This is a genomic window from Pantoea dispersa (assembly GCF_014155765.1).
Classification (GTDB): domain Bacteria; phylum Pseudomonadota; class Gammaproteobacteria; order Enterobacterales; family Enterobacteriaceae; genus Pantoea; species Pantoea dispersa.
On the sequence record NZ_SCKT01000005.1, the window covers coordinates 295,381 to 313,095 of the forward strand.

General features: G+C 57.6%; 19 protein-coding genes and 3 tRNA genes. 12 read left to right on the top strand and 10 right to left on the bottom strand.

Annotation, left to right across the window (positions count from 1 at the left end; genetic code table 11):
• Positions 1-30 precede the first annotated feature (30 nt).
• On the top strand, positions 31-954 hold the full coding sequence (locus H7K56_RS16240; RefSeq protein WP_150361253.1) for a LysR family transcriptional regulator: 924 nt from the start codon (positions 31-33) through the stop codon (positions 952-954).
• Here the strand turns inward: H7K56_RS16240 and H7K56_RS16245 are convergent.
• Complete coding sequence (locus tag H7K56_RS16245) at positions 928-1,947, bottom strand: glycosyltransferase family 32 protein (protein ID WP_021506762.1); 1,020 nt, start codon at positions 1,945-1,947, stop codon at positions 928-930. The two genes, H7K56_RS16240 and H7K56_RS16245, sit on opposite strands and share 27 nt — an antisense overlap.
• A gap of 415 nt (positions 1,948-2,362) precedes the next feature.
• On the opposite strand from H7K56_RS16245, the gene H7K56_RS16250 reads away from it, so the two are divergent.
• Entirely contained in the window at positions 2,363-3,316 is a 954-nt protein-coding gene (locus H7K56_RS16250) for a YncE family protein (RefSeq protein WP_150361254.1), read from the top strand.
• Positions 3,317-3,331: 15 nt separating this feature from the next.
• Here H7K56_RS16250 and H7K56_RS16255 read toward each other — a convergent pair whose 3' ends face one another.
• Positions 3,332-3,886, bottom strand: coding sequence for a histidine phosphatase family protein (locus tag H7K56_RS16255; RefSeq protein WP_021506764.1), 555 nt, complete (start codon positions 3,884-3,886; stop codon positions 3,332-3,334).
• Entirely contained in the window at positions 3,883-4,110 is a 228-nt protein-coding gene (locus H7K56_RS16260) for a hypothetical protein (protein WP_125310878.1), read from the bottom strand. Before H7K56_RS16260 ends, H7K56_RS16255 begins: the two co-directional genes overlap by 4 nt.
• A gap of 361 nt (positions 4,111-4,471) precedes the next feature.
• Between H7K56_RS16260 and H7K56_RS16265 the strand changes: the two genes are divergently transcribed.
• From H7K56_RS16265 to H7K56_RS16280, 4 genes are all read left to right on the top strand, one after another.
• Positions 4,472-5,860, top strand: a complete 1,389-nt coding sequence (locus H7K56_RS16265) for an MFS transporter (RefSeq protein WP_150361255.1) — start codon at positions 4,472-4,474, stop codon at positions 5,858-5,860.
• Positions 5,861-5,935: 75 nt separating this feature from the next.
• Positions 5,936-6,958, top strand: a complete 1,023-nt coding sequence (locus H7K56_RS16270) for a LacI family DNA-binding transcriptional regulator (RefSeq protein ID WP_058771438.1) — start codon at positions 5,936-5,938, stop codon at positions 6,956-6,958.
• A gap of 12 nt (positions 6,959-6,970) precedes the next feature.
• A complete protein-coding gene (locus H7K56_RS16275; protein WP_059011088.1) occupies positions 6,971-7,954 on the top strand; it encodes a nucleoside hydrolase in 984 nt (327 codons plus the stop codon).
• 229 nt (positions 7,955-8,183) lie between these two features.
• Positions 8,184-9,404, top strand: coding sequence for an MFS transporter (locus H7K56_RS16280; protein WP_127834567.1), 1,221 nt, complete (start codon positions 8,184-8,186; stop codon positions 9,402-9,404).
• Here H7K56_RS16280 and H7K56_RS16285 read toward each other — a convergent pair.
• The 3 genes from H7K56_RS16285 to H7K56_RS16295 form a co-directional block, all read right to left on the bottom strand.
• Entirely contained in the window at positions 9,401-9,865 is a 465-nt protein-coding gene (locus tag H7K56_RS16285; protein ID WP_021506770.1) for a YbaK/EbsC family protein, read from the bottom strand. The two genes, H7K56_RS16280 and H7K56_RS16285, sit on opposite strands and share 4 nt — an antisense overlap.
• A 95-nt stretch (positions 9,866-9,960) precedes the next feature.
• Positions 9,961-10,755, bottom strand: a complete 795-nt coding sequence (fhuF, locus tag H7K56_RS16290) for a siderophore-iron reductase FhuF (RefSeq protein WP_088516711.1) — start codon at positions 10,753-10,755, stop codon at positions 9,961-9,963.
• Between the two features lie 147 nt (positions 10,756-10,902).
• Complete coding sequence (locus H7K56_RS16295; RefSeq protein WP_021506772.1) at positions 10,903-11,997, bottom strand: GGDEF domain-containing protein; 1,095 nt, start codon at positions 11,995-11,997, stop codon at positions 10,903-10,905.
• 229 nt (positions 11,998-12,226) lie between these two features.
• On the opposite strand from H7K56_RS16295, the gene H7K56_RS16300 reads away from it, so the two are divergent.
• Positions 12,227-12,511 carry a DUF1435 domain-containing protein gene (locus tag H7K56_RS16300; protein WP_058757170.1) on the top strand — a complete coding sequence of 95 codons (285 nt, stop codon included), beginning with the start codon at positions 12,227-12,229 and terminating at the stop codon, positions 12,509-12,511.
• An 89-nt stretch (positions 12,512-12,600) separates the two neighbouring features.
• Here the strand turns inward: H7K56_RS16300 and H7K56_RS16305 are convergent.
• The 4 genes from H7K56_RS16305 to rsmC all read right to left on the bottom strand — a co-directional run bounded on the left by H7K56_RS16305 (position 12,601) and on the right by rsmC (position 14,096).
• Positions 12,601-12,687, bottom strand: a tRNA-Leu gene (locus H7K56_RS16305).
• A gap of 28 nt (positions 12,688-12,715) precedes the next feature.
• A tRNA-Leu gene (locus H7K56_RS16310) sits at positions 12,716-12,802 on the bottom strand.
• Between the two features lie 31 nt (positions 12,803-12,833).
• Positions 12,834-12,920 (bottom strand) — tRNA-Leu (locus H7K56_RS16315).
• Positions 12,921-13,064: 144 nt separating this feature from the next.
• Positions 13,065-14,096 carry a 16S rRNA (guanine(1207)-N(2))-methyltransferase RsmC gene (gene rsmC / locus H7K56_RS16320; protein ID WP_125311687.1) on the bottom strand — a complete coding sequence of 344 codons (1,032 nt, stop codon included), beginning with the start codon at positions 14,094-14,096 and terminating at the stop codon, positions 13,065-13,067.
• A 106-nt stretch (positions 14,097-14,202) separates the two neighbouring features.
• Between rsmC and H7K56_RS16325 the strand changes: the two genes are divergently transcribed.
• The 5 genes from H7K56_RS16325 (at position 14,203) to tssJ (ending at position 17,707) form a co-directional block, all read left to right on the top strand.
• Positions 14,203-14,613, top strand: coding sequence for a DNA polymerase III subunit psi (locus H7K56_RS16325; protein WP_031279565.1), 411 nt, complete (start codon positions 14,203-14,205; stop codon positions 14,611-14,613).
• Entirely contained in the window at positions 14,585-15,025 is a 441-nt protein-coding gene (rimI, locus tag H7K56_RS16330) for a ribosomal protein S18-alanine N-acetyltransferase (protein ID WP_058771441.1), read from the top strand. Before H7K56_RS16325 ends, rimI begins: the two co-directional genes overlap by 29 nt.
• 20 nt (positions 15,026-15,045) lie before the next feature.
• Positions 15,046-15,726, top strand: a complete 681-nt coding sequence (gene yjjG, locus H7K56_RS16335) for a pyrimidine 5'-nucleotidase (protein ID WP_127834566.1) — start codon at positions 15,046-15,048, stop codon at positions 15,724-15,726.
• Between the two features lie 864 nt (positions 15,727-16,590).
• On the top strand, positions 16,591-17,187 hold the full coding sequence (locus H7K56_RS16340) for an SH3 domain-containing protein (protein WP_150361256.1): 597 nt from the start codon (positions 16,591-16,593) through the stop codon (positions 17,185-17,187).
• A 22-nt stretch (positions 17,188-17,209) separates the two neighbouring features.
• On the top strand, positions 17,210-17,707 hold the full coding sequence (gene tssJ / locus H7K56_RS16345) for a type VI secretion system lipoprotein TssJ (RefSeq protein WP_150361257.1): 498 nt from the start codon (positions 17,210-17,212) through the stop codon (positions 17,705-17,707).
• Positions 17,708-17,715: the final 8 nt, after the last annotated feature.

Below are 17,715 nucleotides of genomic sequence, written 5' to 3' on the forward strand. Positions count from 1 at the left end.
AATGATTATTTATTATTTTGAACAATCCTGATGAAAGAAATTAAAACCGATGCACTCTGGGTGCATTTGCACTGGCTGACGGTGCTGGCGGAACAGGGCAGTTTTACCCGCGCGGCTGAACGCCTGGATGTCAGTAAAGCGGCGATGAGCCAGAAAATCAAAGAACTGGAGCAGATGGCGGGCGTGGCGCTGGTGCAGCGCACCACGCGCAGCGTGCGGCTGACGTCGGCCGGTGAAAAGCTGGTGGACGACCTGCGTGAGCCGTTTGCGCGCATCGCACAGAGCTTCTTCAGCGTGCGTGACGAAGCCGGGCCGGTGCGCGGCCTGGTGCGCATCAGCGCGCCGGTGGCGTTTGCCCGGCAGCAGCTGGTGCCGATTATCGGCGACTTTCTGCGCGACTACCCGCAGGTGCGGTTGCAGCTCAACGTCAGCGATCGGCTGGTGTCGCTGGGCAGCGAAGGATTCGATCTCGCCATTCGCCACAGCCAGCAGCTGCCGGAAACGCACGTCGCGCTGCCGCTGTGTGAAACGCGCACGCTGCTGGTGGCCGCGCCGGATTATCTGACCCGTCACGGTACGCCAGATACGCCGCAGGCGCTGCAGCAGCATAACTGCCTCTATTATCCGCGCGGGCTGGAGTCGCCGCAGTGGCGCTTTCGTCTGCACAGCGATGACAGCGAAACGGTGCAGGTGAAGATTCAGGGTAATTTCGCCACTAATAACAGCGAGTCGATTCGTGACGCTGCGCTGCAGGGGCTGGGCATTGCCATGCTGCCGGACTTCAGCGCCAGCGCGGCGCTGACCAGCGGCACGCTGCAGCAGGTGCTGCCGGAGTGGCAGGCGGTCGATGCCTTTGCCGACCGCCTGTGGGTGGTGCGGCCTTACGCAGCGCAGGTACCGCGTGCCGTCACCACCTTTATCCACTGGCTACGCACGCGCTTTGTTGATGGGTGAGGCCAGCGGCGCGCTGAGCGGTGCTGTGGGCTGCATCATCGCCCCCAGCAGGCTGCGACGGTTATAGTTACCGAGACGCAGATTGAAGTCGAGATGCAGCTGCTCAATGCCGCTCAGCTTGATCACCGGCGGCGGCGTATGCGGGCGCTGATGGAACAGTACCGTGTGCGCAAAGGCATCACTTTGCCAGTTGCTCAGCCGCTGATAGTAATATGCGTTGGCCTCGCATTTACGCAGATACAGGTTCACGCGGCGATGTTCGCGCATCGCCGCCTGCTGCGCCAGCGAACCCAGCTGCTGTGCCGGCTCGGCGATTTTCTGCGTCAGCAGGGCAAAATCATCGCGCTTTGCCAGCTCATTAAAATAGTTGTGCGCCCCCAGATGCTTGATCGGCGCGTACTGTTTTTGCCACTCGCGAATAAAAGGATTATTGGGCGCAGCGGCAAGAAACCAGTTTTCAATCACCGGTGCCAGATAGTTGACGGTGGCAATTTCACGGTAATAGCCAATCACATCCATGCGGCGTTCCTGATGCGCACGGTGCACCCAGCTCAGGTCTTCAAATAACAGCGTGCTGCAGTCAATCGCAATGCCGCCGTAGCGTAATAATAATTCGAGGCGAATGACTTCACTTTTTTGCTGCTCACTTAATTGTGTCGAGGTAAAAATAAAATCCGGCAGGACTTCTTTAAGCGTTAAACGGTTTAATACATACACCTGATGGTCGGGATTATCCTGACGCAGTTGCTGGATATTTAACGCCATCGATTTCGGTAAATATTCATTGTCCCAGTACATCCAGATTTTTTTGGGTATTTCCGGCAGCGCTTTCTCACCCGAAAGCAACACGATATTGTCCTCTTCGCTGGGATCATATTCCGGCGCGCAGAGCGCAGTATGCTGTTTTTTCTGCAGTAATGTCTGGCCGGTAAAGGCGATTCTCTGCCAGTGTTGCCAGAGCGTAAGGGCTGGCTGGAGACGTTTTTTTGTCATGATGCACCTGATTATTGTGTTTATGGGGAGCAAGGATTCCCTGATGCTGGCGGCTTGAGCGCTCTTATGTGTCCTGACGGCTGTGTGTAAAAAGACTACCCTTGCTTAATAATCGATCCGCAGCGGCAAGGCTACGAATTTTTTTCGCTTTCAGATTTACCGGAAATGCCGGGATCCGGGATGGCTAAAAAGAGGTATCAATAAAATGATGAGGAAGTGCGTTTTTTATTTTTGCTCGATTAAGACTATTCCTAATAAAATAACCCTCTGCAGGCGCAGGCCGCGGCGCGGAATAAAAATGAGCGATCGGCGGTCCGTTAACGGCACTGTATTTTCCCCTGGCCTGGCCGCCGCTTGCCCAACGCGGAGGCAGGTTAGCTACGCTTAGAGCAGGCAACGAAAAAAAGGAGGCACTATGCAGCCACACAAGCGTGGGTTACTGGCGGTTGATAAGCAGGGCAACCGCGTGCTGTTTCTCAATCCCGACAGCTTCGCCGTTGAGCAGGAGCTGAATGCCTTACCGCCGCGACCGCATGAGCTGCTGATGCTGCCCGCGCTGGAGAAGGCGTATGTGCCGATCTACGGTGATGGCGTCCACGGCGACAATCCGCATCCGGGGCACAAGGTGGCGATTATCGATTTGCGCCAGCGGCAGATTCGCGGCTTTATCGATCTGTCACCGCTCAAGGCACCGCACAGCGGCCAGCTGGGACGCGATGGCAAAGTGTATCTGTGCTGTGAACACAGTGCCGCGGTGGCGGTGATCGATCCGCACAGCGACACGCTGGAGAAAACCATCCGGCTGCCGTCGCACAACGCGCACCGGCTGACGCTGTCGCCCAGCGGCCGCAAGCTGTTTACTGAAAACGAAGAGGACGCCAGCATCACGGTGGTGGATTTGTGCGAGGCGGAAGGGCGCATCATTGATAACATCCTGCTGCCGGGACCGATTGCCGGCATTGCCGCCTCGCCAAAGCACCCCTATCTGATGGCCAGCGCGGCAGACGCGCCGCTGCTGTACGTGGTGGATCGTCAGAGCCATCGTATCCGCCAGCGCATCACGCTGCCCGGCCATCAGCAGCCGTGCCAGGTGGTGCGCTTCAGCGCCAACGGTGAGCGGCTGGTGGCGATTGGCGACGGGGAAGGAGTGGTGACGCTGTTTGACGACTTGCTTAATCCGTTGGGTGACGTTGCGGTCGGCAATCAGCCGATGGATGGCTGTTTTAGCGCCGATAACCGCAGCCTGCTGATCGCTAATCAGGGTGACGGTTCGCTTAGCCTGATCGACCTGACGCAGATGAAGGTCATCGCCACGCCGCAGGCTGGCACCGGATGCGAAGTCCTGAGCTACTTTCAGCTGTCGTCCTGAGTGCGAAGGCCGCCATCAAATAAACGGCCGGTGATAAATAGCGCTGCTCCAGTGGCGGCTGCTGGCGTGTTTTTCTGCCTGCCAGCCGCGCTTGCGCAGTTGGCGCGCAATCAGTTTGTTCATAATACCGTGGCCCACCAGCAGCACCGTGCCTTGTTGCGACAGGGCAATCAGTTTGTCTGCCGCCCGCTGCGCGCGCTGCCGGGCATGCTGCACTGATTCCACGCGTCCGGCGTAACCGCACAGCCACAGCAGGCGCAGCAGTGCCAGCCACAGCGTCAGCGGCAGATGCAGGCGCGCAAACGGCAGTAGCGGCATCGCCACTTCACTGAACACCTCATCCACGTCCTGCGCCTGCAGGCCAAGCCGCGCCAGCGACGAACGCGCGCGCGGCAACGGGCTGCAGGCAATCACGCTGGCCATGCGCGCAATCGCCATACTGCGCGGCGGCGGCGCATCACAAATCACCGCCTGGTCGTAGCCTTCACACCAGTCCGCCAGCGCCCGCGCCGTAAAGCGCCCGCTTACCGGATGGTCTGGCTTGCCGTGTCGCATGAGGATAATGGTCATAATGCTCCTGAGTGAAGGTCATCCAGTCTACTGCAGGCGCGCAGGATTTCGCGCGGCCCGGGCGGTTTTAAGAATAATGCCCGGGTGTCATCAAAACTTAACTGAAATGTGCGAAAACGGCGCGGTGAAAGTTTGGTCGCCGTTTTTGCCAATGATAAGCAATAGTCGTTAATCACGCAGCGTGCGTGGATTTTTTTATGACGCTGGCTGTAATGTAATGTCATGAATTAACGCCGTTTTTATCTTTTTCTCCTGCACCATTGTGAAGATAAGTTAATTATTTTCCTGTTGATCACTTGATTTATCTACGCGCGTAGATAGACTGTCTTCACAGTGACAACTCACGGTGCCAGAGACGAAGTTGGCCTTGAGATGACCCAGTTACATTTGCCGTGCTAATGCGATCGATGAAAAAAACATCGGCGAAATCAGGCAAATAGATGAATTCCAACACCAGGGAATTCTTTACTGACCTTTCATCCAGGTTTGCCTACTGAACGTCGCCACCGGGGAGTTCCGCTTGTTGCCAGGGAACCTACCCACGGATGGGCGTTTACTGTTTTCACCTCTTTCAGGGAAATGGTTATGACGGTACATCACTCCGTTACGCAACAAGGTTCACCCGCTTCCGCCGCCGATGCGCGGCTGGAAACCACCACCGGGCGCAAAGATTTCTGGCGCGCCACCTTCTCCTGCTGGCTGGGCACCGCGATGGAATACGCGGATTTCGCCCTGTATGGCCTCGCTGCCGGCATCATTTTTGGCGATGTGTTCTTTCCCGAAGCCACCCCAGCAATGGCGCTGCTCTCCAGCTTTGCCACCTGGTCGGTCGGCTTTATTGCACGCCCGATCGGGGCGCTGCTGTTTGGCTGGATTGGCGATCGCAAGGGCCGCAAGGTAGTGATGATCAGCACCATCATTCTGATGGGCGCTTCGACCACGCTGATCGGCCTGATTCCTTCCTATGCAACGATTGGCCTGTGGGCGCCGGCCTGCCTGGTGCTGCTGCGTTTCACGCAGGGGCTGGGCGCCGGCGCTGAGCTCTCGGGCGGCACGGTGATGCTGGGTGAATACGCGCCGGTTGAGCGCCGTGGCCTGGTGTCATCGGTGATTGCACTTGGTTCCAACAGCGGCACGCTGATTGCGTCGCTGGTGTGGCTGGCGGTGATTCAGATGGATAAAGCCACGCTGCTCGACTGGGGCTGGCGAATTCCGTTCCTCAGCAGTGTGTTGATTGCTGCGGTCGCGCTGTGGATTCGCCGTCATCTGCGTGAAACGCCGGTGTTTGAGCGTCAGCAGGCGGAACTGCAGGCGCAGCGCCATGAAACGCTGGCGCAAAGCGCGACGCAACCCGACAGCCGCAGCTTCTGGCAGCGCAGCCGCGCCTTCTGGACCATGGTGGGCCTGCGCATCGGTGAGAACGGCCCGTCCTATCTGGCACAGGGCTTTATCGTCGGCTACGTCGCCAAAGTGCTGATGCTGGACAAATCGGTGCCGACCACCGCGGTGTTCATCGCCTCGCTGCTCGGTTTCCTGATCATCCCGTTTGCCGGCTGGCTGTCAGACCGCTTTGGCCGACGCATCACCTATCGCGGCTTCTGCCTGTTACTGATGATTTACGCCTGGCCCGCCTTTAGCCTGATGGACAGCCGCGAGCCGGCCATCGTGATTCCGGTGATTGTGGTGGGCATGGCGCTGGCGTCGCTGGGCATCTTTGGCGTGCAGGCGGCATGGGGCGTGGAGATGTTTGGCGTTAAACACCGTTACACCAAAATGGCGGTTGCCAAAGAGCTGGGGTCTATTCTTTCAGGAGGCACCGCACCGCTGGTGGCGGCGGCGCTGCTGTCGTTTACCGGCCACTGGTGGCCGATTGCCGTGTACTTCTCGGCCATGGCGACCATCGGTTTCCTCACCACCTTTGTGGCACCGGAAACGCGCGGACGCGATCTGAATCTGCCGGAGGATGCTATCTGACGCGCAGGATCGTGCAACATTCTTTGATTACGCTGGCCGGTACTCCCGGCCAGCGGCATTAACGCAGAGGCAATATTGGCGAAATCCCCAACCGGAAATGTGACACGCAGTGACGTCGCCAAAGCCGCCGGAACCTCGGTGGCGGTGGTCAGCTATGTGATCAACAACGGACCGCGTCCGGTGGCCGAAGCCACGCGTCAGCGCGTGCTGGCCGCCATCCAGCAAACCGGCTATCGCCCGAATGCGGTGGCGCGCGCACTGGCCTCCGGCAGTACCAAAACCTTTGGCCTGATCGTGCCGAATATCGCAAACCCGTTTGTCGCCTCAATGGCGCACGTGCTGCTGCAGGAGTCGCTGAACCACGGCCACGTGATGCTGCTGGGCGATGCCGGCGACGACCGCCAGCGCGAGCTGGAGCTGATTCAGGGTTTGCTGAATCGTCAGGTTGATGGCCTGTTTTACACCAGCGTCGATCGCCATCCCTATATTGATGTCATCCAGGCGAGCGGAACGCCGCTGGTGATGCTGGACCGCATTGAACCGCGCCCCGGCGTCAGCATGCTGTGCGTGAACGAACGTGAAGCGGCGCGTCAGGTCACGGCGCATCTGCTCAGCCACGGCTATCAGCAGGTCGGCATGATCAGCGGTCCGCGTGAGATGCTTAACGCGCAGGATCGTATTCAGGGCTGGCGCGACGCCATGGCGCAGCACGGGCTGACGGTAGATGAAGCGCTGATTTTTCCGGCCGGCTATTCGCGCCAGGGCGGTTACGACGCCGGGCAGCGCATGATTGCCAGCGGCCGGGTGCCGCGCGCGCTGTTTACCAGTAACGAAGGGCAGGCGATTGGCTGTATTCGCGCGCTGTCCGAACATGGCCTGCGCGTGCCGCACGATGTCGCGCTGGTGTGTTTCAACGGTACCGAGCAGTCGGCCTTTCATGTGCCCACGCTCACCACCGTGCGCCAGCCGCTGCGCGAAATGGCACGCAGCGCCATCGCCATGCTGAAAAACGGTCATGGCGAGGCGCAGCTGGCCGAATTTCCTCACCATCTGGAGATCGGTGAGTCCTGTGGCTGCCAGCTATCTCAACAAAAATAAATATATAACATTATGAAAAGACTAATTATTGATTGTGATCCGGGGAATGGTATTGCTGGCGCTAACACCGATGACGGGCTGGCGCTGGCCTTAGCGCTGGCGTCACGCGCGCTGGCCGTTGAGCTGATCACCACCGTGAGCGGCAACACGCCGAGCGCGGTGGGAGCGCGGGTGGCTAAAGATCTGCTGCAGCGGCTCGGACTGAACATTCCGGTAGTGCAGGGCGCGCTGCAGGCGCTGCGCGAAGATCCGGCGCCGTGGCGCGCGCGGCTGGATAACGTCGCCGACCCGGCGCTGGGCGAACTGTGGCGCGGCGTGCGTCAGCCGCAGATGGTGGCAGCGGACGGCAACGATGCGGCGGGCGTGATGGGCCAGCTGATTTGTGACAATCCCGGCGAGTTTACGCTGGTGGCAATAGGCCCGCTGACCAACGTGGCGCAGGCGCTGCAGCGCTATCCGCAGATGGCGGATTCCGTAGCGGAGATCGTCATTATGGGCGGCGTATTCGCGCTGGATGACTACATCAAAGACACCAATTTTGGCCTCGATCCGGAAGCGGCGCATCAGGTGCTGCACAGCGGCGCCACCATCACGCTGGTGCCAATGGATGCCACCACGCAGACGCTGCTGACCCATCAGGATCTCACGCGCCTGACCGCCTGCGATCATCCACTGCCGCAGTTTGTGCGCGAAACGCTGCGACCGTGGATTGATTACTCCATCCGCACCCGCCATCTGCCGGGTTGCTGGATCCACGATGCGCTGGTCATTGCCTGGCTGCTCAACCAGCGCGTGGCGGACGGCGTGGATTATCACGTCGATATTGAGCTGCGTCCCGGTGCCACGCGCGGCAAGACCTGGCGCTACCGCACGCCGCTGCGGCTGGATGTCGGCGTGCCGGCGGACGCGGGCGCACTGGTGCATGTGATGCAGAACGTAAACAATCCGCTGCTGCTGGAAGTGATTGAGCAGACGTTCAACGGATTGAAACGCTGAGATTTTGCTGCGGCGCGCGGTCTCCCGGCCGGAGTACCGTGCGCCGCTTTCCTGCCGACACGCTTCCTTACATCGCGAATCACTCGCTGACAATTCCCCGCCGCGCGGCGCCTTTCTGACATGCTATATACAAATGGTTAACACAATAATAACCAGTGCAACCATTCGCTGGATAACGTTCCAATAAAAATCTGGCCGCGAGCCGGAAGCAATCAGACAGGATACCCTTATGTTTAACTGGACTGCGACCCAGCGCAACGTGGCTTTCGCCAGTTTCGCCAGCTGGACGCTGGATGCGTTCGACTTCTTTATTCTGGTGTTTGTGCTCAGCGATCTTGCGCGCTACTTCAACACCAGCGTCTCCGATGTTTCCATTGCCATTATGCTGACGCTGGCCGTACGACCGGTGGGCGCATTGATCTTTGGCCGGCTGGCGGAAAAATATGGCCGCCGGCCGATCCTGATGCTCAACATCGTGCTGTTTTCGCTGTTTGAGTTGCTGTCGGCATGGTCGCCCAACTTTGCTGCCTTCCTGACCTTCCGCGTGATTTACGGCGTGGCGATGGGTGGCATCTGGGGCGTGGCCTCTTCGCTGGCGATGGAAACCATTCCCGACCGTTCGCGCGGCCTGATGTCCGGCATCTTCCAGGCCGGTTATCCGTGCGGCTATCTGCTGGCGTCGATAGTGTTTGGCCTGTTCTTCGAACAGGTGGGCTGGCGCGGCATGTTCCTGATTGGCGCGCTGCCGATTCTGCTGCTGCCGTTTATCTATTTTAAAGTGCCGGAATCGCCGGTATGGCTGGCGGCACGCGAGCGTAAAGAGAATCACGCGCTGCTGCCCATCATCCGCCAGCACTGGAAAATCTGTATTTACATGGTGCTGCTGATGGCCTGTTTTAACTTCTTCAGCCACGGCACGCAGGATCTCTATCCGACGTTCCTGAAAGTGCAGCACCAGTTTGACGCCCACACGGTGAGCATTATCGCCATCGGCTATAACATCGCGGCGATGCTCGGCGGCATTACGTTCGGCTCGCTGTCCGAGCGTATCGGGCGTAAAAAAGCCATCATGCTGGCGTCGTTTCTGGCGCTGCCGGTGCTGCCGCTGTGGGCGTTCTCCAGCGGTCCCTGGGCGATTGGGATCGGCGCGTTCCTGATGCAGTTTATGGTGCAGGGCGCATGGGGCGTGGTACCGACCTACCTGACCGAGCTGGTGCCGGCCAATGCGCGTGCGGTACTGCCGGGCTTCGTTTACCAGCTGGGGAATTTAATTGCTTCGGTCAACGCCACGCTGCAGTCACGCATTGCCGAAGCCCACGGCGGTAACTACGGACTGGGCATGGCGATTGTCGCCGGCACGGTGGCGGTGCTGATTTGCGTGTTCGTGGCGTTTGGCCGCGAGACGCGCGGCATCGAAATATCCGGGGCGGTGGCGAAAGAGACGCGTTAACGCGCCTCGCAGACGTCAATCCATTTCGCCGCCGTGAGCTCAGCCATGCGCTGCGGCGAAATGCGCACCGCGCTGTGAATCGAACCGGCCGCAGGTAACACTTCATCGAAACTGCGCAGCGACACATCGCAATAGACGGTCAGCGGATTTTCCAGCCCGAACGGGCACACGCCGCCGACCGGATGGCCGGTCCAGTTCACCACCTCATCCACGCTCAGCATGCGCGCTTTTGCCCCGAGCGCCGCCTTCAGCTTGCGGTTATCCAGCCGGGCGTCGCCGCGCGTGACAATCAGCACCACGCTCTCTTTCACTTTCAGCGACAGGGTTTTGGCGATTTGCCCCGGCGCCACGCCATGTACGCGTGCGGCCAGTTCTACGGTGGCAGTGCTTTCCGGCATCTCGATGATGTCGATATCCGGTGCGTGTTCGGCAAAGAAGTGCCGTACCGACTCCAGGCTCATTTTTTTCTCCGGTAAAAACAGAGCGTAAAAGCTGCCATAAGGCGGGAAAGCTGTAAACGGGAGAAACGGAGAATCTGTAACAGAATACGCCGCGCTTACACGGCATTTAACGTGCAGTTACCGCAGCGTTCGACGTCCGGAATGCGATAGCGCTGGCAGCAGCTACGCCGCTCCATCGCGCCGTTGCGCGGGATCATGGTGCGATACAGCGGATTATCACTGCCGTCGGACAGGGATTTGCTGAAAAACAGCGCCTGTTCCAGTTGATGCCGGGTGGCCGCAGGCAGCTGCTGCTGCAGTTCGCCAAGGAACCAGTAAAACGAGAAGCCTAAGTTGTTCCAGATCAGCCGCGCGTTGATATCACCGTGCTGCGCCATGCCGTTAACGGCGGGGATCAGGCCGTGCTGAATCAGGCGTTCGATACGCTGCTGCGGATTGAGATAGCGCGCATCCTCATCCTCCTGCACATCAATCCAGAAGGCGCAGGGATGGCCGTTTTCGTGGAACTCAACGTGGATACGCTGCGGCGAGCAGTCGAGCGCGCGCGGCTCCTGCAGCAGCGCCAGCATTAATGGCGGCAGCAGCAGGCCAAAATACCACTGGGCCCACAGCGACTGCAGCGGTTTGGCTTCCTGCGGAACATCGGGATGGTGGCGATAGAGATAGTCGCTGTAGCGCTGCGTCAGGCGGCGATAGTGAAACGGCGTGGACCATTCGGCCAGCGTCAGCGTGCCTGCGGGGGCCGGCTGGCCCAGCTTCACGTTTTCCCGCATGTAGCTACGCTGGTCGCACATCAGATCTTCCAGCGCGCTGGCTAAGCTGCGATCGCTCTGCATAAAGATCAACGGATGCGCGCTAAAGCGATGATCCTGACGCGTGATGATGGCCATGCGGCTCCTGAGTGAAAACGGGAAGCGAAAAACAAATGATAATCGTTCCCGATTCACTGAGCAAGATGCCAGCAGCGCTCACTGCCTGGCCACCGCGCATTTTGCGTGAAATCCTGCGGAAAGGGCGCGGCGTTGTCGCCGCACCGCTTACACCAGATCGCTGCTTACCGGCGCCAGCTTCGGTAAATCCTCCCACGCCAGAATGGTGTTACGTCCCTGATTCTTCGCCACGTACAGCGCGCGGTCGGCGTTGGCCACCGCCTGGTCGAAGTCTTCTGCGAAAATCGGCGCGATGCCGGCGCTGATGGTCACGTGGGTCGAGACTTTATCATTGAAGCGGTGGGGAATTTCCAGATCAACCACGTACTGACGGATGCGTTCGGCCAGCTTCATGGCAATCGAGGCGTTAACATTGGTCATCAGCACCAGAAACTCTTCGCCGCCGTAGCGCGTCACCACATCGCGCGAGCGCACCGCATCGCGAATCGCAACCGACACCCGCGCCAGCGCCTGATCGCCCATGGCATGACCGTAGTTATCGTTGTAGGCCTTGAAGTGATCAATATCCAGCAGCAGTACAAAGTGGCTGCCGGCATGATTTTCCATGATGGTATCCAGCCGGTTCTTCAGCCCGCGCCGGTTATACAGGCCGGTGAGCGGATCGAGCATGCTCAGGTCGCTGAAACTTTGCTTCTCCTCATACAGCTGGCGCACCAGCCGCAGGGTGAAGGTGTCGAAGCGGCGGCGCATCAAATGGTGCAGCGAGAAGCCGATCAGCGGCAGCGTAATGGTGAACAGAATGGTCATTAAATGCTGACCATCATCCAGTAACAGTACGGTTAATACCGGTGGCGTAATATGTAAACAGAACGCAAGCAAATAATCACTCAGGGCAATCGCGCTGATAAAAAATACGCTCAGCAGACTGATTATTAAAAAGCTACCGTCAAAATAAAACACCAGATGGTAACGATGGTTGATATGCCAGGCCCACAGCGCGCCTAATAGCAATGCGACAGGATTTAATAACGGGAATTTTAGATTTGGCGCGATTAAACATAGCGCCAGCAGCGTGGTGCTAAAGCCCGCCACCAGTGTTACCGGCAGCGAATTGATGGGATTATCCGTGCCGAAAAACGGCAGCAGACAAAAAAGCGAAACGGCGACATTCAAAAACAAAAATAGCATCAGCGACAGCCGATACTTGCTGTGTTTCAACTCATCATAAGATTGTAATTTCATTATTATTACTCGTGACAGCCCTGAAATATCAAAGCGCTACCCGCAGGAAATAATCCCACAACGCGGATAGTGAGCACGTTTTTGCTGTGTTATCAAAATAGTTATCGGCGGCAATCTATCATTTTCCAGTAATTCTGTCATCCGGCGCGGGCAGGGCAAAAAATTCGCTGCAAGATGAGAAATGTTGTCATATGATAATGGGAATATTTATCATTTGAAGGGTTGCGTGATGATCATGGCGATGATGGCTGCCTGCGGCTTGTGGGGCGTAAGCTGGGTGATGGGTAAACGTCTGGATAGCGGCTGGGGCGTATTGCTGCCCTGCGCGGCCATGCCGGTGTTTGCACTGTGGGAGCCGAGTTTCAGCCAGTGGCGCTTAGTGATGATCGTTGCGCTGCTGCTTACCGTGGTGATGTTGTTCCACCATCGTCTGCGTCATTATCTGCTGCTGCCTTCCTGCCTGGCGCTGGCTGGCGGTCTGGCGGCTATCTCAGTGAATTTTCACGTCATTTAACGGCGAGCAGAAACGACAATATCACGCAAAGGCGTGATAACAGCGGTAACAATCAATAGGGATGTACTGCAGAAGAAGTGTGACAACATTGGTGCGAAGAGAGGGACTTGAACCCTCACGTCCGTAAGAACACTAACACCTGAAGCTAGCGCGTCTACCAATTCCGCCACCTTCGCATCGTAGTTGTCTGTTTATATCACCGCATGGTGCGAAGAGAGGGACTTGAACCCTCACGTCCGTAAGAACACTAACACCTGAAGCTAGCGCGTCTACCAATTCCGCCACCTTCGCGCAGTGCACGCGATATAAACTCTGTGATTATTGGTGCGAAGAGAGGGACTTGAACCCTCACGTCCGTAAGGACACTAACACCTGAAGCTAGCGCGTCTACCAATTCCGCCACCTTCGCCTACCTGCAATACATTACAGTATTGCTAACCACGGAGGCGCATTTTAGAGATTTTACTCATTGCGTCAACACATATTTTGCGACGGTGAAACGACTGCTGCAAAAAGCAACGTTTTCCCCGTCGCATCGCGGATTTTACTACGCTTAGCGCGCTTTCGCGCCGCGGCCATATACGGCGCGATACACTTTGAAGCGGCCGGTCTGCGCCAGCACTTCATGGTTACCGAAGGTTTCATCCAGCACCTGCGGATAAGGCAGGAAGGCGTTGGCCACGATGCGCAGCTCGCCACCGCTGTTAAGATGTTTCACCGCACCGCGAATCAGCGTGTGGGCGGCATCAAGGCTGGTTTGCAGACCGTCATGGAACGGCGGGTTAGAGATGATCAGATCAAAACGGCCGCTGACGTCTGAGAACACGTTACTGGCAAACACTTCGCCTTCCAGGCCGTTAGCGGCCAGCGTGGCTTTACTCGCCTCGATGGCGGCGGCGTGCACATCGCACAGCCACAGCCGGACTTTCGGCGAATGCTGCGCCAGCGCGGCGGCTAATACGCCACTGCCACAGCCGATATCCAGCACTTTGCCTTTGGTATGCGGCGTAAGAGTGGAAAGCAGCAGATCGCTGCCGATATCCAGCCCGTCGCGGCTGAACACGCCCGGCAGGGTATGAATGGTGAGATCGTCCAGCTGATAGCGATTGCCGAACGCGCTGGCGTCAAAGCTGGCCTGCTGCGTCAGCTGGCCGTGATACAGCCCGCAGCGGCGCGCGCTGTCGATCTTCTCCAGCGTCGCCCAGCTCTCCAGCATGCCTTCAGCGCTGCGCACGCCGCTGCGGTTTTCACCGACGACAAAAATATCGCAGCCCAGCGGCAGCAGCGACAGCAGGTTTTGCAGCTGGAACTGCGCTTCCGGTTTGTTCTTCGGCCAGAAATAGACCAGCGTGTCGCAACCGGCCACATCGGCCGCGCTGGCCACCAGACCGTACACTGCCCGTTCACCGAGGCGACGGCTGAGGTTCTGCCAGTGATGGTACTGCTGAGTGTGCACGCGGCTCGACGCGGTCTCCAGCTGGGCGGGCAGGTCATCCTGCAGGTCGCCGGCGAACAGTACGTGGCGGGCGGTAAATTCATCACTGTGGCGCAGAATCACTTCGCTGGCCGGGGTAAAAGCAGACATGGAACGCTCCTGTTAAATCAGAGCGGCGATTATAGTGCTTTGTTGGCGCATGTTCGATGGGTTTGCTAGCATAGCGTCGCATTCTGGCAGGATTACAGGTAACAGCATGAGCACAAGGCGCGACTGGCTTCTACAGCAAATGGGGATTACGCAGTATCAGCTGCGACGTCCGCGCGTGCTGCAAGGTGAAATTGCCGTCACGCTAACGCCGGACACGCGGCTGGTGCTGGTCGCTGAGCAGGCGCCGGATCTGCAGGAGCCGCTGGTGCGTGACGTACTGCGGACGCTGAGCATTCAGCCGGGGCAGGTAATGACGCTGACGCCAGAACAGCTGCCGATGCTGCCGGAGCAGGTCGACTGTGCCGGCTGGCTGCTGGGCGTGACCAGCGATCATCCTTTTAACGGCATCACGTTCACCAGCGCCGTTTTCAATGAATTAATCAGCAGCGGCGCGGCCAAGCGCGCGCTGTGGCAACAGATGTGTAACCATGACAGCCATCTCTTTCATCACCCCTGATTTACAGCCGCGGCTGCTGGAGATCGAGCGCCGCGCGCATGCGTTTCCATGGAGCGAGCAGACCTTTGCCAGTAATCAGGGCGAACGTTACGTCAATCTTTGCCTGCACGCGGACGGCCAGCTGGCCGGCTTCGCCATCACCCAGGTGGTGCTGGATGAAGCGTCGCTGTTCAACATCGCGGTCGATCCCGCGTTCCAGCGCCGCGGCTATGCGCGTCAGCTGCTACAGCAGCTGATTGCCGAACTGGAGCAGCGTGCGGTGATGACGCTGTGGCTGGAGGTGCGCGCCTCCAATCAGCCCGCGATTACGCTGTATCAGCAGCTGGATTTTCATCAGGTCAGCGTGCGGCCAAACTACTATCCCACCGCCAGCGGGCGCGAGGATGCCATCATTATGGCGCTCACGCTCTGACGTCATTCAAAAGGGGCACTATGTTAAACGACTGGGACTGCATCCTGTTCGATGCGGATGACACACTTTTTCATTTTGACGCGTTTGCCGGCCTGCAGCGCATGTTTGCCAGCTACGACGTGCACTTTAGCGATCAGGATTACGCTGACTATCAGGCGGTGAATAAACCGCTGTGGGTCGATTACCAGAACGGCACCATTTCAGCGTTGCAGCTCCAGACGCGCCGCTTCACGCTGTGGGGTGAAAAACTCAGCGTGGCGCCGGAAGTGCTGAACAGCGACTTTCTTAATGCGATGGCCGAGATCTGCCTGCCGCTGGATGGCGCAGCCCGCCTGCTGGATACGCTCAAGGGCAAGGTAAAAATCGCCATCATCACCAACGGTTTTACGGCGCTGCAGCAGGCGCGCCTTGAACGCACCGGTTTCCGTGACTACTTTGACGCGCTGGTGATCTCCGAACAGTTGGGCGTACCCAAGCCGGACGCGGCGATTTTTGACCATACGCTGCAGCTGCTGGGCAATCCCGATCGCCGCCGGGTATTAATGGTCGGCGACACGCCGGAATCAGATATTCTCGGTGGTATGAATGCCGGCGTGAAAACCTGCTGGATCGATCACGGCACGCGTCCGCTGCCGGCGCACATCACGCCCACCTGGCAGGTGAAAACCTTGCCTGAGCTGCAATCTATTCTGACTGCTTAACAATCCCGATACCCGCTATTTTAGCGAATTAAACCAGCCTGTTCCGCCTGGCTGGTTTTTTTAACTGCCAGTTTGTCTTTATAACCCCTTTTTTACCGCCTGCCTCTGTTTTATCGCGCTCAGACAAAATGCGTGCCGCTCAGCGCCATTTTTTTATGACAATTTTTAATGATCGCGCGAGCAAATTTTCATCTTTCATTTACAATCTTTCACAGTTTTAATGGGTTGATAAGAATAGTCTTAGGTTTACGGGCAAAAGTGACGCAAATTTGCATTAAAAATATTTGTTAACCTTTACTGAACTAATTTCCTCTGCTAGCGGCGCGTTGAAATTTTGTCAGGCTTCTGTAAACTTCCGTCAGACATTAACAAATGGATTGTGATTGCATGCTCACGGGCAGGTTTTACCTGGCTCGTGCGGTAGCTATGATGTTTCCAGTCTTTTATATGTTGTTGATATATCTCAATAAATAGCAATACTGCCAGCGAATGCCGTAAGTTGTTGCTGTTATCCTCTTAATCGTTACCGATTAACCAGATTCATTGAACGTGATAGTTTTTAACCCAGGGATGGCATAAGAGAAACCGAGGTTTGGCTGTGGCCGACCCCTTCGCTTAGCAAAAATTGATCATGTTGCTGATCGTTTGTGAAACGATCGGAATTCTTCCGACATCATCCCTGTCACTAATGTTGCATTTTTAATACTTAATTCAGGCTGATCAATTTTTGCCTCGCTGGCGCGATGCGTTAGCCACACTCATTAAAGGGTCAACTTTTTAACTGGTACTGAATCGACGCCGGCTCCCGCCGTGCGCACGGTTCATTTTGCTCTTAACCGGCCTCTGGCCACTTTTTAGGCGTTAATGGAACTAAACATGAAGAAAATGGTGAATCTCCGTATGGCGTTGGGCCTGATGTTTGTTTTCGCAGTGGCTGGCTGTAAAGCACCGCCAAAGATGACAGACGACACTATTGTCAGCAGCACCGTTGACGGCGTCACGCTGTCGCACCGTTATGCCGTCCAGCCGCCGGCACAGTTCAGCCCGGTGAACGAGGCTTATCGCGCGCTCTATCCGGCTTCGATCATGACCCGCCCGAGCTTCGGCGGCAAAGTGGTGGATACGCTGAAAAGCGGTGAAACCTACACCGTGATTGGCCAGGTTGAAAACAACTGGCTGGCACTTGGCGAGTCGGCGCAGGCCGCAGACGAAGCGCAGCCTGAGACTGCACCGGCCGATGACAAAAAAGCGCAGCAGCCGGCGGCTCAGCCTGCGGTACAGCTGATCGGTTATGTCCCGTTCCGCGCGGTGGTGAAAAGCGCGCTGTATGAGCAGACCATCAAAGCGGACAAGCCGAAGCGTCGCGCCCGCGCCAGCAGCAAGAAAAAGACCTGCGTCGCGGTGGATGGCGACAGCAAAGCGTGCCAGAACAGCAACAGCGGCACCTGGATCATCAACTAACACGGTAAGCAGGGAGGGCTGAATGATGACGACGATTTCTCTCCGCCGCGCCGGATTACTGCTGCTGGCTTGCCTGCTGGCCGCCTGCAGCAGCAACAGTCCGGCGCCGGTTGCACGCTACAATCTCGACTTTCAGGCGCATCCGCAGATCAACGCGGGTGCGCCGCTTAAAGTCCGGGTGATGTTGCTGACCTCCGATGCGGAATTCATGTCCGCTGATTTCTACTCCCTGCAGAACCAGCCCGCCACCGCGTTGGGCAGCACGCTGCTCAACAATCAGCAGTTCTTCCTGATGTCAGGTCAGTTGAGTAAAACCCTCAGCGCGAAAAGCCTGCCGGAAGCGCGCTTCATCGGCATCATGGCCGAGTATCAGGCGCTGGACGGTAAAGTCTGGCGTCTCGCGCTGCCGTTCCCGGATGGCGACGACAGCGCATTCTGGCAGTTCTGGAAAAATAACGATGGTGAGTTGAATGCCCGCGTCGTGGCGGATATCAACGGCCTGCGCGTGGTTAAGCAGTAAGGATGCCT

Coding starts and splice junctions, on each gene's coding strand:
- rimI (WP_058771441.1), top strand. CDS start 14,585: ATGACAGCCATCTCTTTCATCACCCCTGATTTACAGCCGCGGCTGCTG.
- H7K56_RS16295 (WP_021506772.1), bottom strand. CDS start 11,997: ATGAAATTACAATCTTATGATGAGTTGAAACACAGCAAGTATCGGCTG.
- H7K56_RS16300 (WP_058757170.1), top strand. CDS start 12,227: ATGATCATGGCGATGATGGCTGCCTGCGGCTTGTGGGGCGTAAGCTGG.
- H7K56_RS16255 (WP_021506764.1), bottom strand. CDS start 3,886: ATGACCATTATCCTCATGCGACACGGCAAGCCAGACCATCCGGTAAGC.
- H7K56_RS16280 (WP_127834567.1), top strand. CDS start 8,184: ATGTTTAACTGGACTGCGACCCAGCGCAACGTGGCTTTCGCCAGTTTC.
- fhuF (WP_088516711.1), bottom strand. CDS start 10,755: ATGGCCATCATCACGCGTCAGGATCATCGCTTTAGCGCGCATCCGTTG.
- tssJ (WP_150361257.1), top strand. CDS start 17,210: ATGATGACGACGATTTCTCTCCGCCGCGCCGGATTACTGCTGCTGGCT.
- H7K56_RS16240 (WP_150361253.1), top strand. CDS start 31: ATGAAAGAAATTAAAACCGATGCACTCTGGGTGCATTTGCACTGGCTG.
- H7K56_RS16285 (WP_021506770.1), bottom strand. CDS start 9,865: ATGAGCCTGGAGTCGGTACGGCACTTCTTTGCCGAACACGCACCGGAT.
- H7K56_RS16275 (WP_059011088.1), top strand. CDS start 6,971: ATGAAAAGACTAATTATTGATTGTGATCCGGGGAATGGTATTGCTGGC.
- rsmC (WP_125311687.1), bottom strand. CDS start 14,096: ATGTCTGCTTTTACCCCGGCCAGCGAAGTGATTCTGCGCCACAGTGAT.
- H7K56_RS16245 (WP_021506762.1), bottom strand. CDS start 1,947: ATGACAAAAAAACGTCTCCAGCCAGCCCTTACGCTCTGGCAACACTGG.
- H7K56_RS16265 (WP_150361255.1), top strand. CDS start 4,472: ATGACGGTACATCACTCCGTTACGCAACAAGGTTCACCCGCTTCCGCC.
- yjjG (WP_127834566.1), top strand. CDS start 15,046: ATGTTAAACGACTGGGACTGCATCCTGTTCGATGCGGATGACACACTT.
- H7K56_RS16260 (WP_125310878.1), bottom strand. CDS start 4,110: ATGACATTACATTACAGCCAGCGTCATAAAAAAATCCACGCACGCTGC.
- H7K56_RS16250 (WP_150361254.1), top strand. CDS start 2,363: ATGCAGCCACACAAGCGTGGGTTACTGGCGGTTGATAAGCAGGGCAAC.
- H7K56_RS16340 (WP_150361256.1), top strand. CDS start 16,591: ATGGAACTAAACATGAAGAAAATGGTGAATCTCCGTATGGCGTTGGGC.
- H7K56_RS16325 (WP_031279565.1), top strand. CDS start 14,203: ATGAGCACAAGGCGCGACTGGCTTCTACAGCAAATGGGGATTACGCAG.